Below are 24,875 nucleotides of genomic sequence, written 5' to 3'. Positions count from 1 at the left end.
AGTGCGAGTCAAGGCTCGACCCGGCGGATCAGGCCGCCGAGGCGCCGAGACGTCAGGCCGAGAGCTTCTTGCGGCCGTGCGAGCGACGCGCTGCGATGACCTTGCGGCCGCCGGCCGTCGCCATGCGAGCGCGGAAGCCGTGACGGCGTTTGCGCACGAGCTTGCTGGGCTGGTAAGTTCTCTTCATGGCGCGATCTCCGATGGCCGAGGATCGATCCGGCTGGCTGCAGGAGCCCCACCGACATCTTCACTCGCCCTGAAATGTGTCTGCAAGCGCGAAGAGCGCCCACATGGGGCGCGGCGACGCGATGGCGCGGCTTATGGCGGAGAGGGGGGGCGAAGTCAATTCTGGCGCGGCCATTTCCATCGACGCCCCGCCCCGATCGAAGGCCGGCCCGGCGGCGTTAGCGTCGCGTTAACCTTTTCAGCTTATGAAGGAGACATGTCCGGTTTTCCGGATGTGGGGCAGATTTCGATCTGCCGCTGTTTTGATGCCTCTGTCGACTTCACAAAGCCGCCCCTCACGGGCGGCTTTTTTTTCGCCCGTCGATTCCCGCTCCGATTCGGACGATCCGCGGCGTGCGACGGCACCCCGATGGCACCGGCCCTCCCCGTTAACGTTAACATCCGGTCAACGGGGCGGAGCGACGCGTTCGGCGCTAGTGTTGCTCCTCTGGCCGTGAACGCACCGATCGCGTCCCAAATCGGGACGAAAGGGTCCGGCGGCGGCACAGGAGGCAGGATGAACGAGTTCGAGGTCACCTTCCGCGACGAGCGGGATTGGGTCAATTTCGGCGCGACCTATGTCGGCTCGGAGGCTTTCAAGGTCCTGTTCCGCGAAGGCATGACCATGGTCGAGGAGGCGGCGGCCTATCTCGACGGCGACGGGCGCGAGGAATCGCGGCTCCTGTCGCGCGACAGCACCCTGTCCTATGCCAGCGAGAGCATGCGCCTCACCACCCGGCTGATGCAGATCGCCTCCTGGCTGCTGGTGCAGCGCGCGGTGGCGGAAGGCGAGATCACCCCGGCCCAGGCTCTTCAGGAGAAGACCCGGGTCCGGCTCGCGACGCCCGAGACCTTCCGCGCCGAGACGTTCGCGATCATGCCGGCCCGCCTGCAGGATCTGATCGTGCGCTCGCGCCGGCTGCATACCCGCATCCTGCATCTCGACGGCCTGATCTCCGACGACCGCCCGACCCCGATCTACCGCGAGAGCCCCGTCGCCGCCCAGCAGGGCCTGCTCCGCAGCGCGTTCGGCACGGCGCATTGAGGGGAATGGCCTGGGCGCTGACCTGCATTGATCTGCCGGGTTCGAAAGCACGGATCCGCCGTTTTTCCGCGAGGCGAGGTTGTATCGCTTCGATCCCGGAATTAGCGTAGCTACGGTGCCGTGACGATCATCGTATGGGACGAGTCGAAGCGTTTCACGAATCTCGCAAAGCACGGTTTGGACTTCGCCGATTTCGAAGAGGCGTTCGATTTTTCGACAGCCGTCGAGGTGGCTGCCGAGCCGAGTGCGACGGGCCGGACACGTTTCCGGCTCGTCGGTATCTTGGCCGACCGACTCGTCGTCGCGGCGATCATGTCCCCGCTTTTGACAGAGGCGCTGTCACTGATCAGCCTGCGGCCGGCGAGCAGGGCGGAAAGGAGGCTCTATGCCGAAGATTGATCCGACGGTCCCAGAGATCACGGACGAGGACGAGGCGCGGATCCAACGAGGAATCGCGGCAGATCCGGACAATCCCGAAATTACGCCCTCTGAATTCGCCCGGATGCGGCCGATGGCGGATGCGATGCCTCCGGCGCTCTACGAAGCGTTGACGAAGGCCGGACGGGGACGTCCGAAATCGGGCGGAGCGAAGGTCCTGCTGACGTTGAGGATCGATCCGCATGTGGTCGATGCCTACAAGGCGACAGGCACGGGTTGGCAGACCCGGATGAACGACGCGCTGGCGCGATCCGTCAAAGATCTCCCGCGTTGATGCTCCGGAACTAAATTCTCCGCCTCGATCGGCATGGCAAAAGGCCTTCGGGGGACAGATCGAACCCATTTCAGCGGCAGCAACGAAAAACAGGCGGCGCTCTTCCGAGCGCCGCCTGTTTTTATGTTCCGACTAGACCGGCCCCGCCGGATGGCGGGATTGGTCGGTCCCGATGACTTACTTCTTGCCGAAGGACAGCGCGCCGAAGCGCGAGTTGAACCGCGAGACGCGGCCGCCGCGATCGAGCATCTTCTGCTCGCCGCCGGTCCAGGCCGGGTGCGTGTTCGGGTCGATGTCGAGGTTGAGGGTGTCACCCTCCTTGCCGTAGGTCGACCGGGTCATGTAGTCGGACCCATCGGTCATCACGACCTTGATGAAGTGATAGTCGGGATGCTCGGTACCCTTGGCCTTGTCGGCCGCGCTCTTTGCCATGACGAAATCCTTGAATAGCCACGCCGACCGGCCCGCCTGGCGGCCCGCGGCCTTAGATCACGCGCAATCGGATGAAGGCGGGCCTATACCCCACGTGCTTCCTCCGAACAAGCGGTCGGGCGCGGGAGATCGCGGCGACGGGTATTTTGACGGGTATTTTCTTGAGACCGATTCTGTGTCGGGGATGATGACGGGGTCGGGGATGATGACGAGGCACGATGGCTCGCGGGCGTAACAAAATTCGAAGCGGCGATGGTCCAGGTGGGGACAATCGTGGCGGCGACGGACGCGGCAAGGCACCCCTCGGGTCGCTGAAGCCGCTGATTCCCTTCGCCTCCGTCTATCGCGGCCGCATCCTCGCGGCGTTCCTGTCGCTGCTGGCGGCATCCGGCGCGACCCTCGTGGTGCCGATCGCCCTGCGCCGGGTGATCGACCACGGCTTCTCGCCCGAGGGCCACAGCGTCATCGACGCCTATTTCATGGCGCTGATCGGCGTGGTGACGGTGCTCGCCCTGTCGAGTGCGGCGCGCTACTACACCGTGGTGACGCTGGGCGAGCGCGTGGTCGCGGATCTGCGCAGCGCGGTCTTCGCCCGCCTCACCATCCTCGATCCGGCCTTCTTCGACCGCTCGCAATCGGGCGAGATCGTCTCGCGGCTCACCGCCGACGCGACGCAGGTGAAGGCGGTCTTCGGGGTCTCGATCTCGATCCTCCTGCGCAACGCCTTCCTGTTCGTCGGGGCGGTGGCGATGATGGTCATCACCAGCCCCAAACTCTCGATCCTGGTTCTGGTGGCGATCCCGCTCATCGTGTTCCCGCTGATCCTGTCCGGGCGCGGCGTGCGGCGCCGTTCGCGCGCGGCGCAGGACCGGCTCGCCGACGCGTCGGCCTATGCGGCGGAGGCGATCGGGGCGATTCGCACCATGCAGGCCTTCGGCATGGGCCGCGCCACAGCGGAGCATTTCGGGCAGGCCTCCGAGAACGCCTATTCCGCCGCCCGCAACTCGGTGAAGGCCCGTGCCCTGCTCACCGGCGTCGCGATCTTCCTGATCTCGGCCAGCGTGGTCGGGGTGATGTGGTACGGCGCGCAAGGGGTGCTCGCCGGCACCATGACGGCGGGCCAGCTCTCGCAGTTCGTGCTCTATGCGGTGTTCGGCGCCAGCGCGCTCGGCCAGCTCTCGGAGGTCTACGGCGAGCTCGCGCAAGCCGCCGGCGCCGCCGAACGCCTCGGCGAGATCCTGGCCGCCGAGCCCGCGATCCGGGCGCCCGCCGAGCCGGCATTGCTGCCGGTGCCGCCGCGCGGCGAGGTGGCGTTCGAATCGGTCCGCCTCACCTATCCGACCCGGCCCGAGCATCCCTCCCTCGACGAGATCAGCTTCCGGGTGGCGCATGGTGAGCGCGTCGCCCTGGTCGGTCCTTCGGGGGCGGGCAAGACCACGGTGCTCCAGGCGCTGCTGCGCTTCTACGATCCGCAATCCGGCATCGTCCGCGTCGACGGGATCGACATCGCCAGCGTCGACCCGGAGTCCCTGCGTCAGCGCATGTCACTGGTCCCGCAGGACCCGACCGTGTTCTCCGGCTCGGTGATGGACAACATCCGCTACGGCCGGCCGCAGGCGAGCGAGGCCGAAATCCATCGCGCCGCCGAACTCGCCCATGCGGACGGGTTCATCCGGGCCCTGCCGCAGGGTTACGGCACGCAGGTCGGCGAGCGCGGCGTGACCCTCTCCGGCGGTCAGCGCCAGCGCGTCGCCATCGCCCGCGCCATCCTCAAGGACGCGCCGATCCTGCTCCTCGACGAGGCCACATCGGCCCTCGATGCCGAGAGCGAGCGCGCGGTGCAGACCGCCCTCGACACCCTGATGCGCGGGCGGACCACGCTGGTCATCGCCCACCGGCTCGCCACCATCCGCGCGGCCGACCGTATCCTCGTCCTCGACGGCGGCCGCATCGTCGAGACCGGCACCCATGAGAGTCTGCTGGCGCAGGGCGCGCTCTACGCCCAGCTCGCCGCCCTCCAGTTCACCGATGCCCTCGACGAGACGGCGCGCGGCAAGGAATTGAGGTCGGAACCGATGACGAAGCGGCTCGCCCTCCCGGCGGAATAGGGCAGAGGGGACGCAAAGGACGGGAGAGGGGGCGTTGCGCGAAAGGCCCTCTCCACAGGCAATTGCGGCCTGATCGGCGACGTTTGGTTTACGCTAACGAACGACTCGCATTGGTGGGGTCATGGCGCGCATCCTCAAAGATCCCGGCTTCGTCCACCTCCACGTCCACTCGTCGTTCTCGCTCCTTGAAGGAGCGCTGAAGGTCGCCGACATCGTCAAGGCGGCGGTCGCCGACCGGCAGCCGGCCTTGGCCCTCACCGACACCAACAACCTGTTCGGGGCCCTCGAATTCTCCGAGAAGGCCGCCGGTTCGGGCGTCCAGCCCATCGCCGGCATGCAGCTCTCGGTGGCCTTCGAGGCGCCGGACCCGATGGCGCGCCTGTCGCAGATCACCACCGCCAACATCGTCGTGCTGGCGCAGAGCGAGGTCGGCTACGGCAACCTCATGCGCCTGGCGAGCCGAGCCTATTTCGATGGTCCCCTCGGTGACGCGCCCCGGCTCACCATCGCGGCGGTGGAGGAGAACGCGGAGGGGCTCATCGCGTTGACCGGCGGCTCCACCGGCCCCCTCGACACGGCCCTGCGCGGCGGCCGCTCCGAATTGGCCGCGTCCCGCCTCGCCCAGCTCAAACAGGCTTTCGGCGAGGATCGGCTCTATCTCGAGATCCTGCGCCACGGGCTCGACGACGAGGAGATGGTGGAGCGCGAGCTGCTGCGGCTCGCCGATTCCAACGGTCTCTCGATCGTGGCGACCAACGAGCCGTTCTTCGCCAAGCCCGACGATTACGCCGCCCACGACGCGCTGCTCGCCATCGCCGATGGCCGCCTCGTCTCGGACGAGCGCCGGCGCAAGCTGACCCCGCGCCACGGCTTCAAGACCCGCGCCGAGATGGCGAAACTCTTCCACGACCTGCCGGATGCCCTGTCCGCCACCGTCGAGATCGCCATGCGCTGCGCCTACCGCGTGCGCATGCGCAAGCCCATCCTGCCGAATTTCGGCGTGGTCGCCGCCCTCGACGCGCTGCCGGTGGAGACCGTCTCGCCCGAGGTCGCGCAGGAGATCGCCCTCGACGAGCCGTCCGAATTGCGCCGCCAGGCCGAGGCCGGCCTCGAACTGCGCCTCGCCCAGCACGGCCCCTGCGAGGGCATGACCGAACAGGTCTATCGCGACCGTCTCGCCTTCGAGCTCGACGTGATCGTGAGGATGAAGTTCCCCGGCTACTTCCTGATCGTGTCGGACTTCATCAAATGGGCCAAGGACCACGACATTCCGGTCGGCCCCGGCCGCGGCTCGGGTGCCGGCTCGCTGGTCGCCTACGCGCTGCTGATCACCGATCTCGATCCGCTCCGGTTCGGCTTGCTGTTCGAGCGCTTCCTCAACCCCGAGCGCGTCTCGATGCCGGATTTCGACATCGATTTCTGCGTCGAGGGCCGCGAGCGCGTGATCCAGTACGTCCAGCAGCGCTACGGCCACGAGCAGGTCGCCCAGATCATCACCTTCGGTACGCTGCAGGCGCGCGGCGTGCTGCGCGATGTCGGCCGCGTGTTGGAAATGCCCTACGGCCAGGTCGACAAGCTGACCAAGCTGGTGCCGCAGAATCCGGCTAACCCGGTCACCCTGGTCCAGGCCATCGAGGGCGAGCCCAAGCTCCAGCAGGCCATCGAGGAGGAGCCCATCGTGGCCCGCCTCATGGAGATTGCCAAGAAGCTGGAGGGCCTGCACCGCCACGCCTCGACCCATGCGGCAGGCGTCGTCATCGGCGACCGGCCGCTGGAACAGCTCGTCCCCCTCTACCGCGACCCGAAGACGGGGATGCGGGTGACCCAGTTCAACATGAAATGGGCCGAGAATGCGGGTCTGGTGAAGTTCGACTTCCTCGGCCTCAAGACCCTGACGCTCCTGCGCTGCTGCACCGACCTCCTGGCCCGGCGCGGCATCATCGTCGATCTCGCCTCGCTGCCCCTCGACAACGAGGCCACCTACATTCCGATGAAGCGCGGCGAGACGGTGGGCGTGTTCCAGGTGGAATCCGCCGGCATGCGCAAGGCGCTGGTCGAGATGCAGGCCGACCGGTTCGAGGACATCATCGCCCTCGTGGCGCTGTACCGCCCCGGCCCGATGGCCAACATCCCGGTCTATTGCGAGCGCAAGCTCGGCCGCGACGCCGGCAACGAGGCGAATTGGTATCCGCACGAGAAGCTGGAGCCGATCCTGCGCGAGACCTTCGGCATCATCGTCTACCAGGAACAGGTGATGGAGGTGGCCAAGGTCCTGGCCGGCTACTCCCTCGGCGATGCCGATATGCTCCGCCGCGCCATGGGCAAGAAGATCAAGGCCGAGATGGACGCTCAGCGCGACCGTTTCGTGAAGGGCTCCGTCGCGGGCGGTCTCACCGAGGCGAAGGCCAACGAGATCTTCGACCTGCTCGCCAAATTCGCCGATTACGGCTTCAACAAATCACACGCCGCCGCCTATGCGCTGCTGACCTACCAGACCGCCTATCTCAAGGCGAACTACCCGGTGGAGTTCCTGGCCGCCGCGATGCAGCTCGACATCGACGTCACCGACAAGCTCGCCGAATTCCGCCAGGACGCCCAGCGCCTCGGCATCCCGGTGGACCCGCCCTCGATCAACGGGTCGGGCGTCAATTTCGAGGTCCGCGACGGCCGCATCGGCTATGCGCTCGCCGCGATCAAGGGCGTCGGGCGCGCCGCCGTGGAGGCCCTGGTCGAGGCGCGCGGCGAGACCCCGTTCAAGGATCTTGCCTGCCTCGCGCGCCGGCTCAACCCGCGCCTCATCAACAAGCGCACCCTGGAGAACCTCGTCGCGGCCGGTGCCATGGATTGCATCGAGGTCGACCGGGCGCGGGCCTGCGCCGCCGTCGAGCCGATGATGAAACTGGCGCAGGGCGCGGCGGAAGCCGAGAGCACCGGCATCGTCGACATGTTCGGCGGCATCGCCTCCGCCGACGTCACCCTGCGGGTGCCGCCCTACGAGCCGTGGCCGATGGCCGAAAAGCTGAAGAAGGAATACGAGGCCATCGGCTTCTTCCTCTCGGGCCATCCCCTCGATGAATATGCCGGCCTACTGGAGAAGCTCCGCGTCCAGAGCTGGGCCGAGTTCTGCCGCTCGGTCCGCGCCGGCACGTCGAGCGTCGGCAAGGTCGCGGCCTCGGTCCTCGATCGTTCGGAGCGCCGCACCAAATCCGGCAACAAGCTCGGCATCGTCACGCTCTCGGACCAGACCGGTCATTTTGAGGCGATCATCTTCCAGGAGGGTCTCGGCCAGTACCGCGAAATCCTCGAGCCGGGCCGTCCTCTAGTGCTCCAGATCCAGGCCAATCTCGAAGGCGAGGACGTGCGCGCCCGCATCGTCACCGCCGAACCCCTCGACGAGGCGGTGGCCCGCCACCAGAAGGGCATGCGCGTCTATCTCCAGGACGAACGCCCCATCGGCAGCGTGCAGCAGCGCCTGCAGGTGCGCGGCGAGGGCGAGGTCTCGCTGATCCTGATCCTCGACGGCGGCGACCGCGAGGTCGAGGTCAAGCTCCCCGGCCGCTACCAGGCGACGCCGCAGATCGCAGGCGCGCTGCGCGCCGTGCCGGGGGTGGTGCAGGTGGAGGTGAACTGAGGCGATGGCATGCGAGACGGCACGCGTCCGGCGTAACGACGTCTTAATAAGACCTTCAGCATAGTCCATGTTCGGCTGAACACGGCGCGTGCGCGGCGATGCCCGGCATGACGTCGGACGCGCCTCGGTTCGGTGACACGGTTCCATGACGAGAACACTCTTGCGCCTGTCGGTCTTCGTCATCCTCGCGATCCTGATCTTCGTCACGCTGTCGCCGATCGGGCTCCGGCCGGTGGTCGCGTCCGCGAATGTCGAGCGGATGAGCGCCTACGCCCTGTTCGGGTTCCTGCTCATTCTGGCCTATCCCCGGCGCTGGTATCTCGGGCTGGTGGCCGGCATGGCGGTGGCCGGTCTGCTCGAATTCGGCCAGGAACTGTCGCCGACCCGCCATGCCCGGCTCTCCGACTTCGTGGTGAAGGCGGTCGCCGCTGCGTTCGGCAGCCTCGTGGCCGCTCTCGTCCTCGCCGCCTATGCCCGGTTCGAGCGGCCCTCGGCGCCGCGCTGAGACGGGGGCTCGCGGTGGATGTCTCCGACGATCCCGGTTTTTACGCGCTCCTGACCGGGAGTTTCCGTCGTGCCGTCGGCCGGCCGCTGGTGCCGGAGCCGGAATGCGACGCGGCCTGGCTCCAGGCCGAGGCGCCCTTCGCGGTCCTCGCCCATGACGGCGGGGACGACCCCCGCTTCATCTATGCGAACCGGACCGCTCTGCGCATCTTCGGCTACGCGGCGGCCGAACTGATCGGCACGCCCTCGCGCTTCTCGGCGGAGGCCCCGGACCGGGCCGAGCGGCAGCGCCTGCTCGACGCCGTCACCCACGACGGGTTCGTCGCCAATTATGCCGGTATCCGCATCCGCAAGGACGGGACCCGTTTCCCGATCCGGGACGCAATCGTCTGGCAACTCGTGGATGAGGCCGGCCTGCTCCACGGACAGGCCGCGACCTTCGCAGTCTGAGCCCGGACCTCACGCGGTCGCCCGATACCCTGCACCTGCGGAACGGCAACGACCCGTTCCGCCGCCATCGAAACCGGCCGCCTGCCCAGCAGCGCGTCGCCCGCGCGAGGTGAACCTCGATGATCCCTGACATCTATGTCCCATGTCCGCCACACGGATGCCGGGCGTGCCGGCGCCGATCCTTCCCCAGGACCTCATCCCGGCGCGGTGCGTAAGCGGTCCGTCGCGGCCGTGGTGACCGGTCCGCTCCGGAACGCCTGACAATCCGGACGATCTCACGACGGGTGGCCTTACCCGCTGCGATGACAGCAGCCCGAGGCCGCCGCTATGCTGTCCCTCTTCCTGGGAGACCCATGCGATGCGGCGATCGACCCTGTTCCTTGCTGCCGGCCTGATGGTGTGCGGCCTGACCCATGCCGTCGCGGAGACCGCACGGGATGGCGTCGCCGATCTCGGCAGCTACGCCGCTCGCGTCGAGGTCCATCCGTTCGAGAGCCTCACGCTGACCGACCCGCAATTCCTGACCGGCACGTCCGACGGGGCGAAGCCCGTGACCGTCACGGGAATCCTGCGCATCGCCAAGGCCGGGTCCGAACGCCTGCCGACGGTGATCCTGATGCACGGGTCCGGGGGCATGGGCGGCAACATCGAATTCTGGCAGCGGGCGTTGGGCGCTCGCGGCATCTCGACCTTCGCTCTCGACGGCTTCACGGGGCGCGGCCTGACCGTCGTCAACACGGATCAGAGCCTCTTGTCGCGCACGAACCTGATCCTGGACATCTACCGGGCGCTGGGCGTGCTGGCCAAGCACCCCCGGACCGATCCGAAGCGGGTCGCCGTGATGGGGTTCTCGCGCGGCGGGCAAGCGGCGCTCTATGCCAGCCTCAAACGCTTCGACGCAGCCTGGAACCGCTCCGGCATCACACCGGCGCTCTTCCTGCCGGTCTATCCCGACTGCTCGATCCGCTTCCAGGACGACACTACGATCCTCACTCGGCCGATCCGGATGTTCGGGGGCAGCGGCGACGATTACAACCCGGCCGCGTCCTGCGCCGCCTACACCGAGCGCCTGAAGGCGGCCGGGGCCGATGTGAGCCTGACGGTGTTCCCGGGCGCGCAGCACGTCTTCGACAATCCCGCGGGACCGCCCCAGCCGGTGGTCGCCAAGGGCGCGCAGACCGTGCGTGCCTGTCTCCTCCACGAGGAGCGGGATGGCGTGATCGTCGAGGGATCGAAGGACACGCCGTTCACCTATGCCGATCCGTGCGTGCAACGCGATCCGCATATCGGCTCGGACGAAGCGGCGCGCACCGCGACCCTGAAGAGCGTGTCCGAAGCTCTCGAAACGGCGTTCCGGGCGCCTTGAGAATGAGCGTCCGGGAGCCCGTCGGCTGATCCACGGCTCTCGTTCGCCGAGCCCAACTCTCGCCACCCCTCGTTCAAAACCGACGATCGGGCTGCGGGACGCCCCCTCACGATGAGGGGGGCGTCGGCGGTGCAGCGCCATGATTGTCGTCGCCGAGGTTCAACAGGGTGGCATTGCCCCCCGCCGCGGCGGTGTTGGTGCTGACGCTGCGTTCGCGCAGGAGCCATTCCAGGGGAAACTCCTCGGCTTGCCCTTCCAGCCCGCCCGGCGACAGGCCGAGGACCGGGATGATGGCGCCGGGGCGTGCGGCGGCCCGGCGCGTCGCTGAGAGGATCGCGTCGGCCTCACCCTCCACCAGGATCGCGGCGCAGCCCACGCTCTCCGGCTCGTCCGCCAGCTCGATGACGCGCCGAAGCTCCGTCGGCAGCGTGTCGAGGGCGGGGCGCAGGCCGGCAGGCGGGGCGAGCCGGATCGCATTGCCGGTGGCGAGGCAGGCGGCGATCTGCGCGAACAATCCGGCCTCCGAGGCCGGCAGGCAGAGAACCCGCCCGCGCGGATGCAGGCTGTAGCGATTGCTCTCGCCGACCGGGCCGGGCAGGGCGATGTCGAGGCCGACGAGGCTGCGGCCGGCATAGGCCTCGCACCGCGCCGCATCCCGCTCCCGCCCCGCCGCCCTCAGCGCGTCGCGCAGGGATGTCAGCATGTCGGGCATCGCGGTGGAGGGCAGGCCGGTTGAGGGCAGGCCGTTCTCCGCGGGCGCGGCGGCCAGGAGCCGGCGCAGATAGAGCGGGCCGCCGGCCTTCGGTCCCGTCCCCGACAGACCCTCGCCGCCGAAGGGCTGGAGGCCGACCACGGCGCCGATGAGCGTGCGGTTGACGTAGAGGTTGCCCGCATCGACCCGCTCCACGAGGTGCGCGACGGTGGCGTCGATCCGGCTATGGACGCCGAAGGTCAGGCCGTAGCCGGTCTCGTTGATGGCGCCGACGAGCCTGTCGAGCCCGCCGCGCTCGAAACGCAGGACGTGGAGCACCGGGCCGAACACTTCGCCGGCGAGATCGTCGAGACCGTCGATGGCGATGAGGGTCGGCGGGACGAAATGGCCCGCCGCGCAGGCGGGCGGTAGCGCGACCCGGTGGACGGCATGGCCGCGCTCCCGCATCCGCGCCACATGCGCCTCGATCGACTGCCGGGCCTCCTCGCTGATCACCGGCCCGACATCGGTGGCGAGCCGGTCGGGATTGCCGACGGTCAGCTCGGCCATGGCCCCTTCGAGCATGGTGAGGGTTCGGTCGGCGATGTCTTCCTGCAGGCAGAGCACGCGCAGCGCCGAACAGCGCTGGCCGGCCGAGTCGAAGGCCGACATCACCACATCGGCGACGACCTGTTCCGGCAGGGCGGAGGAATCGACCACCATGACGTTCTGGCCGCCGGTCTCGGCCACGAACGGGATCGGTCGCCCATCGGGACCGAGCCGCCCGGCGAGTTCGGCCTGGATCCGCTTGGCGACCTCGGTCGAGCCGGTGAACAGGACGCCGCCGATACGCGTGTCGGCGACGAGGCGGGCGCCGACACGTCCGTCTCCCGGCAGCAGCGCGAGCACGCCGTCCGGAATCCCGGCCTCGATCAGGATCTCCACTGCGAGCCCGGCCACCAGGGGCGTCTCCTCGGCGGGCTTGGCGAGAACGGCGTTGCCGGCGGCGAGCGCCGCCGCGACCTGCCCGGTGAAGATGGCGAGGGGGAAATTCCACGGACTGATACAGGCGACCGCTCCGAGGGGCCGGTGGGTCGAGGTCTCGAAGTCCATCGCCTGCGCCGCGTAATAGCGCAGGAAATCCACCGCCTCGCGGATCTCGCCGACGGCATTGGCGAGGGACTTGCCCGCTTCGCGCACCAGCAGACCGAGGAACGCGTCGCGCCGCGTCTCGATCCGGTCGGCCGCCGCGTTCAGGATCTCGGCCCGCCGCGACGGCGGCGTCGCGGCCCAGCCGGCAGCGGCTGGCCCCGCCAGCGCGAGGGCGGCATCCACGGTGGCATCATCCGCCTCGACCACGTGGCCGACGAGATCGTCTGTGTCGGCCGGGTTGGGCACGGCGCGTCCCTTGCCCTCGCCGCCATCGCCCGGAACCGGCCGGCACAGTCGCGGTGTCGCCGCGCCCATCCGCAGGGCCGCGCCGAGCGCCGCGAGCACGCCCTCGTCGGCAAGGTCGAGGCCGCGCGAGTTCCTGCGGCTCGGGCCGAAGATGTCGCGCGGGAGGGCGATCCCCGGATGGCCCGACCCCGGCGGCACCACCCGGCGCGCCCGCTCGACGGGGTTGGCGACGAGGTCGCCCACCGGCACCGCCGGGTCGGCGATGCGGTTGACGAAGGAGGAATTGGCGCCGTTCTCGAGGAGGCGCCGGACGAGATAGGCGAGCAGGGTTTCGTGCGTGCCCACCGGCGCGTAGATCCGGCACGGCCGGTCGATGACCGTGCCGCCGACGACCTCCTCGTAGAGCGTCTCGCCCATGCCGTGGAGGCATTGGAACTCGTAATCGCCGGACTCGAAATCCTCTCCCGCCAGGGCGACGATGTCGGCGAGCGTGCGGGCATTGTGGGTCGCGAATTGGGGAAACACCGCCTCGCCGGCCGCCAGCAGCCTGCGGGCGCAGGCGAGATACGACACGTCGGTATGCAGCTTCCGGGTGAAGACCGGGAAACCGTCGAGCCCATCGACCTGCGCGCGCTTGATCTCCGAATCCCAGTACGCGCCCTTGACCAGGCGGACCATGAGGCGGTGCCCGCTCCGGCGCGCGAGATCGATGACGAAGTCCAGCACCGGGAGCGCGCGTTTCTGGTAGGCCTGGACGACGAAGCCGAGCCCGTCCCAGCCGGCGAGGCGCTCGTCCATCGCCAGGGCTTCGAGAAGGTCGAGGGACAGGTCGAGCCGTTCGGTCTCCTCGGCGTCGATGTTGAATCCGATATCGTGGCGGCTCGCCGCGAGAGCGAGTTCCATCAGGCGCGGCAGCAGCTCGTCCATCACCCTCTTGCGCTGGGCCCGGGCATAACGCGGATGCAGCGCGGAGAGCTTGACCGAGATGCCCGGCCCGGCGAGCGGACCGCGCCCGCGCGAGGCCGCGCCGATCGCCGCGATGGCCTCGGCATAATCCTGGCCATAGCGGGTCGCGTCCGCTGCGGTCACCGCCGCCTCGCCGAGCATGTCGTAGGAATAGCGGAAGCCCTTGGCCTCCCTCTGCCGGCTGTTGCGAAGCGCCTCGCCGATGCTGCGGCCGGTGACGAACTGGCCGCCGAGCATCCGCATCGCCAGATCGATGCCCATGCGGATGGCCGGCTCGCCCGCGCGCCTCAGGACGCGCGTCAGTGCCGCCGGAAGGCCGGCCTCGTCCTCGGCCCGGACCACCCGCCCCGTCAGGACGAGGCCCCAGGTGGCCGCGCCGGTGAACAGGGACGTGGCATGGCCGAGATGCGACCGCCAATCGCCATGTCCGATCTTGTCGCGGATCAGCGCATCGCGGCTCGCCGAATCCGGGATGCGCAGAAGCGCTTCGGCGAGGCACATCAGGGCGACGCCCTCGGCGCTCGACAGGCTGAACTCGCGCATCAGCTCCTCGACCGGGCCGCGCGAGCCCTTTGCGCGCAGGGTCGCGACGAGATGGGTCGCCAGGCGCGTCGCCTCGGCATCCTCGGCCAGGCTCTGATCCGCCTCGTCCATCAGGGAGGTGAGGCAGCCGGATTCAGGGAGACGATGGGCGGCCCGGATTCTGGCCCGGAGCGCCTCGATCGGGGCTTTCGGCCCCTCCAATCCGGTGAAAGGCGCCCTCCGATCCGGCGTCGTCGGCGCAAGGTCCAGGCCGTGGTTCATGGTGTCGAGGCTTTCCCGCCGTTGCACCGGGCGGCCGCCGGTGTTCTGCCTTCCCTGACGGACGATGCTCCAAAAGCGCCCGTCCGCCGCCGTGGAAACCGGACGCGTCAAGGATCGAACGCTGATCATGCCGCATCGCCTGCGGCGTGTCAGGAGGGGAAGAAGTCGCCCATCTTGCGAAAAAAAGTAAGACGGGACAACGGGTTGAGCTATCGCTGCGCAGTCTCGAGACGTTCGGCCACGAGATGCTGCAAGCGCCAGAGATGGTCGTCGAGGATGCCGGCTTCCGCGCAGGCCTGCGCCGTGCGGAAGAGATATTCCGCGCTGGGTCCGAGATGCCCCGCCCCCGTGGCGATCCTGTCGGCGATCGCCTCCTCGCCGAGCCGCCCGGTATAGCGGTCGCTGGTGCGATTCACCACGAAGGTCAGTGCCGTCACCGGCCCGGTTTCGGTCTCGACCACGACCCAGCGTCCCTCGTAGCCGCTGCCGCGCATCTCCCGGCGCCAGACCGGCATCAGGGTCGCGGCCGGGTCCAACCCCTTCAGGCGAAACACGATTCCGCGACAGATGCCGCCCCGGTCGAGGGCGAGGACGAGGCCCGGCCGGTCGCGGCTCCCGCGAAATCGCCGTTGCAACAGGCAGAAGCGGCGATGATAGCCCCGCACCGTGCCGATGCGCCGCTCGGCCACGGCGAATTCCGGCTGCCAGATCAACGAGCCGTAGCCGAACACCCAGAGTCCTTCATCCCCCGCGGGCCTGTGCCCGAGCATCCGCTCGAGGCCCGGCGCAAGGTCGAGATCGCTGAGGAGATGCAGGGCGCTCGCATCGTCGGCGACCGGTGTCGGATGGGCGCGGGCGATGAGATCCAGGGTCAGTGAGAGTGTACGATGCCGCATGGATCGTATCGGACCATCCGCGGTCGGGATGGACAACCCGTTCGGAAACGGTTTGCCGTCAACTTTTCGCGTTCCCCAGCGCCTCCAACTCCTTGAAAGGCTCCGTCCGGTGGCCCTCGCAGACCTCCTCGACATCATCGAGGATGCTGAGCTTGCCGGCTTCCTCGCGGATCACGGCCTTGGCCTTCTCGCCCTTGAGGAAGCGGCGGCCCATCATCCGGCTCGACACGCAGTAGAGTGTACGGCCGTCATCCTGGAACGGCCCGGCGATGCGGCTGTGCTCGAACCGCACCGGAATGACGGAGATCGAGCCGAAGGCGCTCTGGCGCAGTGCCAGGGCCGCCACCCGCTCGCGCAGGGTGAAGGTGGCGCCGGGAGCGGGCGCCGGATCGGGCCGCCCGCATCCACCGAGCGTGACGGCGACGAAGCCGATCGTTGCGCCGACAAGGCATCGCAGCATCGACATCCGCTCGTCCCCCATGAGGCCGCGTCGGTAAAGAATGATGACAGGCGAGAACCCGACGGAGGCGCGCGAAGCTTAGCCTTAAACACGCTGAACGGGAATGTAGTAGGTCGTACAATCTAGGGGGGGCACCGAACTGTCGGCCCGTTTCCAACGCAACCGCAGCGCCTTATGGAAGGGCCATGCAATGGACCGACGACGGCGTGGTGCTGGGGCTGCGCAGGCAGGGCGAGACGGGCGTCATCCTCGAAGTGATGACCGCCCGGCACGGCCGCCATCTCGGCCTCGTCCATGGCGGCCGGTCGCGGCGGATGCAGCCGGTGCTTCAGGCCGGCAACCATGTCCGTCTCACCTGGCGCGCGCGCCTCGACGACAGCCTCGGTGCCTTCGCGGTGGAGCCCCTCGAATCCGTTGCCGCGCGGCTCATGGGCTCGGGTCTCGCTCTTTACGGCGTGACTCATATGGCGGCGCTTCTTCGGCTCCTGCCCGAGCGCGATCCCCATTCTGCCCTCTACGAGGCGGCCCGGGTGCTCATCGCCCATCTCGACGACCGCGTGATCGCGCCCCTCCTGATGGTACGGTTCGAACTCGCGATCCTCTCCGAACTCGGCTTCGGGCTCGATCTCACGGCTTGCGCCGCCACCGGCGGCAACGACGCCCTGATCTACGTCTCGCCCAGGACCGGGCGGGCCGTCAGCGCTTCGGCCGGGGAGCCGTTTCGCGACAGATTGCTGGCGTTGCCGGGCTTCCTTCTCGATCGGGATGGTGGGCGAACCGGCTTCATGCCTCCCGACGAGAAGGACGTGACCAATGGATTTACCTTGACGGGGTATTTCCTCGACCAGCACATCTGGGGACCGCGCGCGATCGCCCCCCCAGCGGAGCGGGCGCGATTCGTTGCGCTTGGGACGCAGAGCGCTTAAGCTCCGTTCTTCTTTTGTTCTGAAATGGGTCCTGTCTGGCCCAGGAGTTCGCCATGGGCCAGCCCTTCGATCCACCGTCGGGATCCGACGGTATCGAGAGCGTCGAACTGAAGTCGGCGCTGGAAGAGCGCTACTTCGCCTATGCGCTCTCGACCATCATGAACCGGGCGCTGCCCGATGCCCGCGACGGTCTCAAGCCGGTCCATCGCCGTATCCTCTACGGTATGCGGCTCCTGCGTCTCGACCCGAACACCGCCTTCAAGAAATGCGCGAAGATCGTCGGCGACGTGATGGGCGACTTCCATCCCCATGGCGACCAGGCGATCTACGACGCGCTGGTGCGCCTCTCGCAGGATTTCGCGCAGCGTTATCCGCTGGTCGACGGTCAGGGCAATTTCGGCAACATCGACGGCGATGGGCCCGCCGCCTACCGCTACACCGAGGCCCGCCTGACGGAAGTGGCGCGCCTGCTGCTCGACGGGATCGACGAGGACACGGTCGATTTCCGGCCCTCCTATAACGGCGAGAAGGATGAGCCCATCGTCCTGCCGGCGGCCTTCCCGAACCTTCTCGCCAACGGCAGCCAAGGCATCGCGGTGGGCATGGCCACCTCGATTCCACCCCACAATGCGGCCGAGCTGTGTGACGCGGCGCTCTACCTCATCGGCCATCGCGAGGCGACCTCGGCCCAGCTCCTCACGTTCGTGAAGGGACCGGATTTTCCCACCGGCGGTATCCTCATCGACAGCGCGGAGTCGATCGCCGAAGCCTATCGCACCGGGCGAGGCGGCTTCCGGGTACGGGCGCGCTGGGCGAAGGAGGATCTCGGGCGCGGCACCTGGACCATCGTCGTCACCGAGATTCCCTACGGCGTTCCGAAGGCGCGGCTCATCGAGAAACTGGCCGAGCTACTGCAGGAGAAGAAGCTGCCGCTGCTGGCCGACGTTCGCGACGAATCGGCCGAGGACGTCCGCGTGGTGCTGGAGCCGCGCTCACGCAGCGTCGATCCGGTGATCCTGATGGAATCGCTGTTCCGGCTCACCGAACTCGAAGCCCGCATTCCGCTCAACATGAACGTGCTCGTGGGCGGCCTCGTCCCGCGTGTGATCGGCCTCGCCGAAGCTCTGCGCGAATGGCTCGACCATCGTCGCGTCGTGCTCCAGCGCCGTTCGCGCCACCGCCTGGCACAGATCGAGCGCCGGCTCGAAATCCTCGGCGGCCTGCTCATCGTCTATCTCGACCTCGACGAGGTGATCCGCATCATCCGCGAGGAGGACGAGCCGAAGCCGTCCCTGATGAAGCGGTTCGAACTCACCGAGCTTCAGGCCAACGCCATCCTCGACACCCGCCTGCGCTCCTTGCGCAAGCTCGAGGAGATGGAGCTGAAGCGCGAGCTCGATACGCTGACGAAGGAAAAGGACGGTCTCGAAGAGCTGCTCGGCTCCGAGAAGATGCAGTGGACGGATATCACCAAGCAGATCCGCGCGGTGAAGAAGACCTTCGGCCCGGAGACCAAGCTCGGCGCTCGCCGCACCACCTTGGAGAACCCACCCGACACCGCGGGCATCGACTTCACCTCGGCCATGGTCGAGCGCGAGCCGATCACCGTCATCGTCTCCAACAAGGGCTGGGTCCGCGCGCTGAAGGGCCATGTCGCCGATCTGTCGGGCGTCGCGTTCAGGGGCGATGACGGTCTGAAGATCTCGTTCTTCAGCGAAACCACGGCCAAGATCCTCGTCCTCGCCTCCAACGGCAAGGTGTTCACCCTCGAGGCCGCCAAGCTTCCCGGCGGCCGCGGCTTCGGTGACCCGATCCGGCTGATGGTGGATTTCGACGATGGTGCCGAGATCGTCGCCGCTCTGCCGTATCAGCCGAGCGGCAAGCTCCTCGTGGCGGGCTCGGATGGGCGTGGCTTCCTCGCCCCGGCCGATGCGCTGGTGGCCAATACCCGCAAGGGCAAGGGCATCATCGGCCTCGACGAGCCCTCCGAAGCAGGCCTGCTCGTACCTGCCGGGACCGGTGACCACGTAGCGGTGTGCAGCGCCGACAGGCTGTTACTCGTCTTCCCGATCTCCGAACTGCCGGAACTGTCACGCGGCAAGGGCGTGCGCCTGCAGCGGTGCCGCCAGAGCACGCTGACGGACGCATACGTCTTCACCCTTGCCGAGGGCCTGCCCTGGCGCGACGGCGCCGGCCAGGAGCGTCTCGCCAATGCCGCTCTGCTGGAGAAATGGATGGGCCACCGGGCCGAAGCCGGCACTCTGATGACCCGCAGCTTCCCGAAATTCGATCGGTTCGGGAAGTGAACAGGGCGGACGGCGCGTAGGGCGTCCGGATGTTCAAGGCCGATTCATCGTCCCGGGGCCGCGCGGCGGAGCCCGGGATCGGTCGACGCGGACAATCGCCGAAGTCCGGCGCTGTCGTTCGCTCAGCGTCCCCGGCCTTCCCGCTGCAGCACAGCACGAAGGGACGAGACGCGGGTCGCGGGAGAGGAAAAGTTCAGCGGCGGCGGAACTGACCGCGGATCGGCGGACGCGGGCCGGAGGAGCGCTCATCCTTGTGACGGAAGACGAGGCGGCCCTTCTCGAGGTCGTAAGGCGACATCTCGACGGTGACGCGGTCGCCCGCCAGAGTCTTGATGCGGTTCTTCTTCATCTTGCCGGCCGTGTAGGCCACGATCTCGTGGCCCTGGTCGAGCTGCACGCGGTAGCGTGCGTCCGGCAGGATCTCGATCACGAGACCGTCGAACTGCATCAACTCTTCTTTCGCCATCCACACTCTCCAGCCGGAACGCCAGAACGGGGCATTCCGGGACACCAAAAACATAGCCGTTCGGCAAAACGCTACGGGCGGCGGGTCCGATCCCATCGGATGCGCAACACCGGCGAGCGTCGGCACGACATAATGTTCACGCCGCCCGTAAGCAAGCTTTTACCGCCGGCAACGCTATCCCGTCGACAGAAAAGCACGCTGTGTCCTGATGCCAGGAAATCTTCGCGGGCCTTCAACTGAGCGATCACCCCGGCAGCCACGGCTGCATCTGCGGGGAGCCGTGGTCGAGATGCGATCTGACTGCAGGCATCAAGGCGTGACGCCATTGCCGAGATAATCGATGCGGCCATCGGGCGTCTTCTTCCAAACCTGCAGCGCATAGCCGGGACTCTTGGGATCGCCCTTTTGATCGAAGGCGACCTCTCCGATGGCTGTCTTCAGCGGCAAGCCTCCGTGGAGGAAGGCGGCGACCTTGTGGCCATCCGCCGATCTTGCCTGATCCACCGCCTGTTTGAGAATTTCCACCGCTGCATAGCCCTGCGCCGCGAACATGTCGGCCTCGGGCGTGCGTGATCTAGCCGCCAGCCCCTTCGATTCAGGCAGCTTTCGCGGCTCCGGCAGGGTGGTCATCACGGTCCCCTCGGCGCCTGGGCCCGCTCCGGCGGCGAAATCCTTGTCGAGCAATCCGTCGCTCCCGACGAGGGGAACGGAGAGACCGGCCTCCCGCAAGGCCCGGATCAGCATCCCTGCTTCCGGAGCGAGGCCGCCGAAATAGACGACCTCGACCTGTGCGCGCTTCAGGCGGGCGACGAGGGCCGACAGGTCCTTGTCGCCACGATTCAGGCTCTCGAAGGCGGCTTCCGTCTGCCCGTTCGCCTTGAGGGTGCGGGCCACGTCGTCGACGAGACCGCGACCGAACGTACTCTTGTCGTGGACGAGGCCGATCCGCCGGGCGCGGAATCGCTCCGCGAGATAGCTTCCTGCGATCGGGCCCTGCTCGGCATCGCTGCCGCCGATGCGGAAGACGTTCCAGGCTCCGCGTGCCGTCAGCCTCGGCCACGTGATGCCGGGCGTCACTGCGACAATCCCCGCCTCCTCGTAAATCGGAAGCGCCGTGGCTGCCACGGCAGCGTTGAATGGCCCGACGACGAGGCCGATCCGATCCGCTGCGAACTTTCTCGCCGTTGCGAGACCCAGTTTGCCGTCGCTGGCATCGTCGGCAACCACAAGGGTAATCTTCCGGCCCGTCGTGCCGCTCGCGCGGTTGAGGTCCGCCGCCGCCTGTTCGGCTCCCGCCCGAAGTCCCTGCCCGAAAGCGGCGTCCGGCCCGGTGAGGGGGAGCGAGAGCCCGATCCGGATCGGGGCCTGAGCCGGACTTTGTGCGGAGGCGTCCAAGGAGAAGGCCGCGAGGGCGGACAGGATCGCTACGGCGCCGGCAGTGAAGATGCGTCTCATGGGAAAAGGTCCGAGTATCGGCGACAAGCTCGTCCATGCTCCATAGCGTGGCCTGGGAGACTTGGCGCCACTCATTGGGAGACTTGGCGCCACTCATGATGGGTGGAGACCATGTGCTCCTTGGCACGCTCCGCGGAAGGAGCATGGCATGGGCTTCGCCTCCGCATTGTGCCATCGGCTTCGGAGCTTATCTCCCTGGGGCGACGTTGCGTGAGTGGCGTCGTGCCATTCGACCGCATTGCGCGGGGTGTCTCATGCTCTCCACCGAAACCGATATCCTCAACGCGGCCGAGGCCTGGCGACGTGGCGGGCGCGGCGTCGCCCTCGCGACCGTCGTTGAAACCTGGGGCTCCGCGCCCCGCCCGGTCGGGAGTCATCTCGTCATCGACGAGGAGGGCAACTTTCTCGGCTCGGTCTCGGGCGGTTGTGTCGAGGGGGCGGTCATCACCGAGGCACTCGACGCCATCGCCGATGGTCGGCCCCGAGTGATCGAATTCGGCGTCGCCGATGAGACCGCTTGGCGGGTGGGGCTCTCCTGCGGCGGACGCATCCGCGTTTTCGTCGAACGGATTGACTGAAGAAGGGCCATGAAGCTCGATTCCCTCCATGCCCTTAACGCCGAGCGCGCCGCGCGCCGCGCTGCTGTGCTCGTGACCGATCTCGATGATGGAAGTCAGCGGCTGGTCCGAGAGATCGAGATTTCGACCGACCCGCTCGCCGATATCCTGTCGCGACGCCTCGCGTCGGGGAAGAGCGGCCTCGTCGAGGCGGAAGGGCGGCAGCTCTTCCTCAACGTCCAGGCGCCGGCTGTGCGGCTCGTCCTCATCGGTGCGGTTCACATCAGTCAGGCGCTGTGCCCGATGGCGGCGGCTCTGGACCTTTCCGTGAGCGTCATCGATCCGCGCACCGCCTTTGCCACGCCCGAGCGATTTCCGGAGGTGCCGCTCGTGCCGCTATGGCCCGACGAGGCCTTGGCGGGTCCTCTGCCGCCGCTTGATCGCTATTGCGCGGTCGCTGCCCTGACGCATGATCCGAAGATCGACGATCCGGGGCTGATCGCGGCGCTGAAGGCCGAATGCTTCTATGTCGGCGCCCTCGGCTCTCGGAAGACCCATGCCGCGCGGGTCGGGCGTCTCTCGCAGGCCGGTCTCTCCCCTGAGCAGATCGGGCGGATCGCGGCGCCGATCGGCCTCGACATCGGAGCAGTCAGCCCGGCCGAGATCGCCGTCTCCATTCTGGCGCAGATCGTCTCGACCCTGCGCGTCGCCCGCCCGCATGCCGCGAAGAGCGGAGTGCTTGCGTGAAGTTCGGGACGGTCGCGATCACACAAGCCGCCGGGCTCATCGCGGCCCATACTCTGCGTGCCGATGATGTGATCGTGCGCAAGGGGCGACCGATCCCGGACGAGGATGCGCGCCGTCTCGGTGAGGCCGGCCTGGACAGCGTGGTCGCAGTGACGCTTGAAACAGGTGACGTCGGCGAGGACGAAGCCGCCGCTTGCCTGGCCGCGCGGGTGACGGGCACAGGCCTTTCCGCCAGCTCCGCTTTCACCGGACGTTGCAACCTGCACGCCGATGTGGCGGGCATCCTGATGATCGAACGCGCGGTCATCGATGCGGTGAATGCGGTGGACGAGGCGATCACTTTGGCGACCTTGCCGCCGTTCCGGCCAGTGGTTCCCGGCGAGATGGTGGCGACCGTCAAGATCATTCCCTACGCCGTCTCCGGTTCCGCCCTCGATCATGCTTGCGGGATCGCGACGCCGGAAGCCCTGTCGATCATTCCCTATCGCCGCCGCCGCGTAGGCGTCGTCTCGACCGTGCTGCCGGGACTGAAACAGGCCACCGTGGTCAAGACACTGCGTAATCTGGAACACCGGTTGGCACCGACCGGAGCGCAGATCGTGTCCGACATCCGGGTTTCGCACGAGGCTTCTGCGGTGGCGGCCGCCATCCGCGAGTCCGTCGTCGACGACGGGGCGGATCTCGTGGTGGTGTTCGGCGCATCGGCCATCGCCGATCGACGCGACGTGATCCCGGTCGGCATCGAGGCGGCGGGCGGGGAGGTCGAGCATTTCGGCATGCCCGTCGATCCCGGCAACCTGCTGCTCATCGGCCGGCTCGGAGAGGTTCCGGTGATCGGCGCGCCGGGTTGCGCCCGCTCGCCTGCCGAGAACGGATTCGACTGGATTCTCCACCGCCTTCTCGCGGGCCTTGTGGTCAGCCGCAGCGACATCGTAGGGCTCGGAGTCGGAGGTCTTCTCATGGAGATCGTGTCTCGACCACAGCCGCGCTCAGGGCTGGAGAGGGCGGCGGAGGAGAATGCGGGGGAGGATGCCTAAGACGATCGGCATCGTCCTCCTCGCCGCGGGGCAGGGCACGCGCTTTGGTGTGGCACCGAAGATGCTCGGTCTCCTCGACGGCAAGCCACTCGTCCGCCATGCCGCCGAGGCGGCCGTCGCCGCCGCATGTGGATCGATCGCGGTCGTGCTCGGCGCTCATGCCGTTGCGGTCCGGGAGGCGCTGTCCGGCCTCGACGTTCGATTCGTCGACAACCCGGCTTATGCCGAGGGCCTGTCCTCGTCCTTGCGATGCGGGATGGATGCCTTGCCGGACGTGGCGGGCGCCATCGTAATGCTCGGGGACATGCCCCGCATCCGGGCAATGCATCTCAGATCCCTCGTCGAGGTCTTTCAGGCCCGCGACCCGGCGCCGGCCGCGATCGTCCCGATCCATCGCGGGTTGCGCGGAAACCCGGTTCTCCTCAACCGTCACCTCCTCGGGCGGGATCTGGCGGCGCTCACCGGAGATCACGGCGCCGGGCGCATCCTCGCGGCCCGGCAGGACATCGTCGAGCTGGAGATGGACGCGGCCGTCGCCTTCGACATCGATACCCGCGCCGCCTTGATGGACGCTGCGCGCGGCTGATCAGGAGGTTTTGACCGGCCGCTTGGCTTCGGCCCGGCATCGGTCGGAGCAATAGCGCACCTCCTCCCAGACCCGTTCCCATTTCTTGCGCCAGGCAAAAGGTTTGCCGCAGGTGACACAGACCTTGGTGGGCAGATCCGCCTTCTTGCGCATGCGCGGCATGGGAAAGCCTCCTGCTATCGCCCGAGTTGCCCGGCATCCGAGACCGCGACTGGACTCCAGCGGGTGATCTGGATGAAGCCGTCGCGAGCGGCGACGACGACGTGGCGGCGGTAGCGGTGGACGATCGTTCCAGGCGAGTGGCGGTGCGGCTCGCGCCAGCCTTCCGCCGCGGCGACGAAGACGCGGTTGTCGCCGAGGCGCGCGATGGTCTCGATGGTGCCGAAGGCCCGCATGCGCCGCAGGATCGCGTCGACATCGGCCCGGAAATCGAGCGTCCTGTCCGCGTCGGTGACGCGAGGCCAGTAGGAGCCTTTCCCTTGCGCCTGTGCCACGCGCCAGCGCGCCGGAAGGTCACGCGCGATCGGCCCCGAGGCCAGCCGCCGGGCTGCGATCTGGCATTTGGCGAGAAGGGTCTCGTGGGTCTCCTGCTGCGACATCGCGAAGGTCTCCTGCGCAAGGATGTCGCCCGTATCGAACCCTTCCTCGGCCAGCACGTGCGCCGTCACGCCCCAGCTCTCGCGTGCGTCCGTGATCGCCTTGAAAAGCGGATAGGGTCCGCGCCCGACGGGCAGCGGCGAGGGATGGAAATTGAGGGCGTAGTCGGCACGGTCGCGCCAGCCCTTGATGAGCCAGGGATAGCCGGCCACCACCAACGCCCAGTCGGTGCCGTGAGCCTGCGTCAAGGCGTCGAGATCCGCGAGCTTGATCCGCGACAGCTGCATCGGAATGCGGTGCCGGCGGCTTTGGGCCACCACCGCCTCGTTGTGATCGTAGAGCCCATCGCAGGGCCGGGTGAACAGCTTGATCGGCGTCCATCCGGCTTCCACCAGGGCTTCGAATACGCCGCCGAGAAAATCGATGCCGGCGAAGGCGAACTTCATGGAGGTCCCCGGGAGCGGTTGCGAGGCGTGCGACTCTACGGATGGGGCCTCACGGGCTCCACGG

The 24,875-nt window shown here is 67.9% G+C and carries 23 protein-coding genes; 14 read left to right on the top strand and 9 right to left on the bottom strand.

Annotation, left to right across the window (positions count from 1 at the left end; all coding sequences use genetic code 11):
* Positions 1 to 52: 52 nt before the first annotated feature.
* The gene (gene rpmH, locus A3OK_RS0114630; RefSeq protein ID WP_018045311.1) at positions 53 to 187 is read right to left on the bottom strand and encodes a 50S ribosomal protein L34; all 135 of its coding nucleotides are present in this window, start codon (positions 185 to 187) and stop codon (positions 53 to 55) included.
* A gap of 555 nt (positions 188 to 742) precedes the next feature.
* On the opposite strand from rpmH, the gene A3OK_RS0114625 reads away from it, so the two are divergent.
* The 3 genes from A3OK_RS0114625 (at position 743) to A3OK_RS24745 (ending at position 1,982) form a co-directional block, all read left to right on the top strand.
* A complete protein-coding gene (locus tag A3OK_RS0114625; protein WP_019905633.1) occupies positions 743 to 1,270 on the top strand; it encodes a DUF1465 family protein in 528 nt (175 codons plus the stop codon).
* Positions 1,271 to 1,390: 120 nt separating this feature from the next.
* The gene (locus A3OK_RS0114620; protein WP_019905632.1) at positions 1,391 to 1,669 is read left to right on the top strand and encodes a BrnT family toxin; all 279 of its coding nucleotides are present in this window, start codon (positions 1,391 to 1,393) and stop codon (positions 1,667 to 1,669) included.
* A complete protein-coding gene (locus A3OK_RS24745; protein WP_019905631.1) occupies positions 1,656 to 1,982 on the top strand; it encodes a BrnA antitoxin family protein in 327 nt (108 codons plus the stop codon). The genes A3OK_RS0114620 and A3OK_RS24745 overlap by 14 nt, the downstream gene beginning before the upstream one ends.
* A 177-nt stretch (positions 1,983 to 2,159) precedes the next feature.
* On the opposite strand, the gene rpmE is transcribed toward A3OK_RS24745, so the two are convergent.
* On the bottom strand, positions 2,160 to 2,414 hold the full coding sequence (gene rpmE, locus A3OK_RS0114610) for a 50S ribosomal protein L31 (protein WP_018045309.1): 255 nt from the start codon (positions 2,412 to 2,414) through the stop codon (positions 2,160 to 2,162).
* Between the two features lie 218 nt (positions 2,415 to 2,632).
* Here rpmE and A3OK_RS0114605 point away from each other — a divergent pair, with 218 nt between their 5' ends.
* The 5 genes from A3OK_RS0114605 to A3OK_RS0114585 all read left to right on the top strand — a co-directional run bounded on the left by A3OK_RS0114605 (position 2,633) and on the right by A3OK_RS0114585 (position 10,473).
* On the top strand, positions 2,633 to 4,522 hold the full coding sequence (locus A3OK_RS0114605) for an ABC transporter transmembrane domain-containing protein (RefSeq protein ID WP_019905630.1): 1,890 nt from the start codon (positions 2,633 to 2,635) through the stop codon (positions 4,520 to 4,522).
* A 121-nt stretch (positions 4,523 to 4,643) separates the two neighbouring features.
* Complete coding sequence (dnaE, locus tag A3OK_RS0114600; protein WP_019905629.1) at positions 4,644 to 8,153, top strand: DNA polymerase III subunit alpha; 3,510 nt, start codon at positions 4,644 to 4,646, stop codon at positions 8,151 to 8,153.
* Between the two features lie 145 nt (positions 8,154 to 8,298).
* On the top strand, positions 8,299 to 8,658 hold the full coding sequence (locus A3OK_RS0114595; protein WP_036302307.1) for a hypothetical protein: 360 nt from the start codon (positions 8,299 to 8,301) through the stop codon (positions 8,656 to 8,658).
* A gap of 14 nt (positions 8,659 to 8,672) precedes the next feature.
* On the top strand, positions 8,673 to 9,107 hold the full coding sequence (locus tag A3OK_RS0114590) for an MEKHLA domain-containing protein (RefSeq protein ID WP_019905627.1): 435 nt from the start codon (positions 8,673 to 8,675) through the stop codon (positions 9,105 to 9,107).
* A gap of 358 nt (positions 9,108 to 9,465) precedes the next feature.
* Positions 9,466 to 10,473, top strand: coding sequence for a dienelactone hydrolase family protein (locus tag A3OK_RS0114585; protein ID WP_019905626.1), 1,008 nt, complete (start codon positions 9,466 to 9,468; stop codon positions 10,471 to 10,473).
* Between the two features lie 106 nt (positions 10,474 to 10,579).
* Here A3OK_RS0114585 and putA read toward each other — a convergent pair whose 3' ends face one another.
* The 3 genes from putA to A3OK_RS0114570 all read right to left on the bottom strand — a co-directional run bounded on the left by putA (position 10,580) and on the right by A3OK_RS0114570 (position 15,688).
* Entirely contained in the window at positions 10,580 to 14,332 is a 3,753-nt protein-coding gene (putA, locus tag A3OK_RS0114580; RefSeq protein ID WP_196805441.1) for a trifunctional transcriptional regulator/proline dehydrogenase/L-glutamate gamma-semialdehyde dehydrogenase, read from the bottom strand.
* Between the two features lie 209 nt (positions 14,333 to 14,541).
* Positions 14,542 to 15,228, bottom strand: a complete 687-nt coding sequence (locus A3OK_RS0114575) for a gamma-glutamylcyclotransferase (RefSeq protein ID WP_019905624.1) — start codon at positions 15,226 to 15,228, stop codon at positions 14,542 to 14,544.
* Positions 15,229 to 15,286: 58 nt separating this feature from the next.
* On the bottom strand, positions 15,287 to 15,688 hold the full coding sequence (locus tag A3OK_RS0114570; protein WP_051093020.1) for a hypothetical protein: 402 nt from the start codon (positions 15,686 to 15,688) through the stop codon (positions 15,287 to 15,289).
* Between the two features lie 185 nt (positions 15,689 to 15,873).
* Here A3OK_RS0114570 and recO point away from each other — a divergent pair, with 185 nt between their 5' ends.
* Both recO and parC read left to right on the top strand, forming a co-directional pair.
* Complete coding sequence (gene recO, locus A3OK_RS0114565; protein WP_019905622.1) at positions 15,874 to 16,614, top strand: DNA repair protein RecO; 741 nt, start codon at positions 15,874 to 15,876, stop codon at positions 16,612 to 16,614.
* Between the two features lie 53 nt (positions 16,615 to 16,667).
* The gene (parC, locus tag A3OK_RS0114560) at positions 16,668 to 18,920 is read left to right on the top strand and encodes a DNA topoisomerase IV subunit A (RefSeq protein ID WP_019905621.1); all 2,253 of its coding nucleotides are present in this window, start codon (positions 16,668 to 16,670) and stop codon (positions 18,918 to 18,920) included.
* Between the two features lie 193 nt (positions 18,921 to 19,113).
* On the opposite strand, the gene infA is transcribed toward parC, so the two are convergent.
* Together infA and A3OK_RS0114550 are read right to left on the bottom strand one after the other, a co-directional pair.
* Positions 19,114 to 19,386, bottom strand: a complete 273-nt coding sequence (gene infA / locus A3OK_RS0114555; RefSeq protein ID WP_018045296.1) for a translation initiation factor IF-1 — start codon at positions 19,384 to 19,386, stop codon at positions 19,114 to 19,116.
* Between the two features lie 309 nt (positions 19,387 to 19,695).
* Positions 19,696 to 20,841 carry a branched-chain amino acid ABC transporter substrate-binding protein gene (locus A3OK_RS0114550; RefSeq protein ID WP_019905620.1) on the bottom strand — a complete coding sequence of 382 codons (1,146 nt, stop codon included), beginning with the start codon at positions 20,839 to 20,841 and terminating at the stop codon, positions 19,696 to 19,698.
* 254 nt (positions 20,842 to 21,095) lie between these two features.
* Here A3OK_RS0114550 and A3OK_RS0114545 point away from each other — a divergent pair, with 254 nt between their 5' ends.
* The 4 genes from A3OK_RS0114545 to A3OK_RS0114530 are packed head-to-tail and all read left to right on the top strand — an operon-like array spanning position 21,096 to position 23,768.
* Positions 21,096 to 21,419, top strand: a complete 324-nt coding sequence (locus A3OK_RS0114545) for an XdhC family protein (RefSeq protein WP_019905619.1) — start codon at positions 21,096 to 21,098, stop codon at positions 21,417 to 21,419.
* A gap of 9 nt (positions 21,420 to 21,428) precedes the next feature.
* Positions 21,429 to 22,145 carry an XdhC family protein gene (locus A3OK_RS0114540; RefSeq protein ID WP_019905618.1) on the top strand — a complete coding sequence of 239 codons (717 nt, stop codon included), beginning with the start codon at positions 21,429 to 21,431 and terminating at the stop codon, positions 22,143 to 22,145.
* On the top strand, positions 22,142 to 23,182 hold the full coding sequence (locus A3OK_RS0114535) for a molybdopterin-binding protein (protein ID WP_019905617.1): 1,041 nt from the start codon (positions 22,142 to 22,144) through the stop codon (positions 23,180 to 23,182). The genes A3OK_RS0114540 and A3OK_RS0114535 overlap by 4 nt, the downstream gene beginning before the upstream one ends.
* Positions 23,175 to 23,768 carry a nucleotidyltransferase family protein gene (locus A3OK_RS0114530; protein ID WP_019905616.1) on the top strand — a complete coding sequence of 198 codons (594 nt, stop codon included), beginning with the start codon at positions 23,175 to 23,177 and terminating at the stop codon, positions 23,766 to 23,768. Before A3OK_RS0114535 ends, A3OK_RS0114530 begins: the two co-directional genes overlap by 8 nt.
* Here the strand turns inward: A3OK_RS0114530 and A3OK_RS23625 are convergent, their stop codons facing one another.
* Together A3OK_RS23625 and A3OK_RS0114520 are read right to left on the bottom strand one after the other, a co-directional pair.
* Positions 23,769 to 23,930, bottom strand: a complete 162-nt coding sequence (locus A3OK_RS23625) for a DUF2256 domain-containing protein (RefSeq protein ID WP_019905615.1) — start codon at positions 23,928 to 23,930, stop codon at positions 23,769 to 23,771.
* A 14-nt stretch (positions 23,931 to 23,944) separates the two neighbouring features.
* Positions 23,945 to 24,811 carry a formyltransferase family protein gene (locus tag A3OK_RS0114520; RefSeq protein WP_019905614.1) on the bottom strand — a complete coding sequence of 289 codons (867 nt, stop codon included), beginning with the start codon at positions 24,809 to 24,811 and terminating at the stop codon, positions 23,945 to 23,947.
* Positions 24,812 to 24,875 lie beyond the last annotated feature (64 nt).

Origin of the sequence: Methylobacterium sp. 77 (assembly GCF_000372825.1) — a bacterium.
Classification (GTDB): domain Bacteria; phylum Pseudomonadota; class Alphaproteobacteria; order Rhizobiales; family Beijerinckiaceae; genus Methylobacterium.
Note: the sequence above shows the minus strand (reverse complement) of the source record. Positions and strands in the feature narration are given on the sequence as shown.

Bases quoted from the DNA above. Each gene is read 5' to 3' on its own strand.
- rpmH (WP_018045311.1), bottom strand. From the start codon at position 187: ATGAAGAGAACTTACCAGCCCAGCAAGCTCGTGCGCAAACGCCGTCAC.
- A3OK_RS0114625 (WP_019905633.1), top strand. From the start codon at position 743: ATGAACGAGTTCGAGGTCACCTTCCGCGACGAGCGGGATTGGGTCAAT.
- A3OK_RS24745 (WP_019905631.1), top strand. From the start codon at position 1,656: ATGCCGAAGATTGATCCGACGGTCCCAGAGATCACGGACGAGGACGAG.
- rpmE (WP_018045309.1), bottom strand. From the start codon at position 2,414: ATGGCAAAGAGCGCGGCCGACAAGGCCAAGGGTACCGAGCATCCCGAC.
- A3OK_RS0114605 (WP_019905630.1), top strand. From the start codon at position 2,633: ATGGCTCGCGGGCGTAACAAAATTCGAAGCGGCGATGGTCCAGGTGGG.
- dnaE (WP_019905629.1), top strand. From the start codon at position 4,644: ATGGCGCGCATCCTCAAAGATCCCGGCTTCGTCCACCTCCACGTCCAC.
- A3OK_RS0114595 (WP_036302307.1), top strand. From the start codon at position 8,299: ATGACGAGAACACTCTTGCGCCTGTCGGTCTTCGTCATCCTCGCGATC.
- A3OK_RS0114585 (WP_019905626.1), top strand. From the start codon at position 9,466: ATGCGGCGATCGACCCTGTTCCTTGCTGCCGGCCTGATGGTGTGCGGC.
- putA (WP_196805441.1), bottom strand. From the start codon at position 14,332: ATGAACCACGGCCTGGACCTTGCGCCGACGACGCCGGATCGGAGGGCG.
- A3OK_RS0114575 (WP_019905624.1), bottom strand. From the start codon at position 15,228: ATGCGGCATCGTACACTCTCACTGACCCTGGATCTCATCGCCCGCGCC.
- A3OK_RS0114570 (WP_051093020.1), bottom strand. From the start codon at position 15,688: ATGCTGCGATGCCTTGTCGGCGCAACGATCGGCTTCGTCGCCGTCACG.
- recO (WP_019905622.1), top strand. From the start codon at position 15,874: ATGCAATGGACCGACGACGGCGTGGTGCTGGGGCTGCGCAGGCAGGGC.
- parC (WP_019905621.1), top strand. From the start codon at position 16,668: ATGGGCCAGCCCTTCGATCCACCGTCGGGATCCGACGGTATCGAGAGC.
- infA (WP_018045296.1), bottom strand. From the start codon at position 19,386: ATGGCGAAAGAAGAGTTGATGCAGTTCGACGGTCTCGTGATCGAGATC.
- A3OK_RS0114550 (WP_019905620.1), bottom strand. From the start codon at position 20,841: ATGAGACGCATCTTCACTGCCGGCGCCGTAGCGATCCTGTCCGCCCTC.
- A3OK_RS0114545 (WP_019905619.1), top strand. From the start codon at position 21,096: ATGCTCTCCACCGAAACCGATATCCTCAACGCGGCCGAGGCCTGGCGA.
- A3OK_RS0114540 (WP_019905618.1), top strand. From the start codon at position 21,429: ATGAAGCTCGATTCCCTCCATGCCCTTAACGCCGAGCGCGCCGCGCGC.
- A3OK_RS0114530 (WP_019905616.1), top strand. From the start codon at position 23,175: ATGCCTAAGACGATCGGCATCGTCCTCCTCGCCGCGGGGCAGGGCACG.
- A3OK_RS23625 (WP_019905615.1), bottom strand. From the start codon at position 23,930: ATGCCGCGCATGCGCAAGAAGGCGGATCTGCCCACCAAGGTCTGTGTC.
- A3OK_RS0114520 (WP_019905614.1), bottom strand. From the start codon at position 24,811: ATGAAGTTCGCCTTCGCCGGCATCGATTTTCTCGGCGGCGTATTCGAA.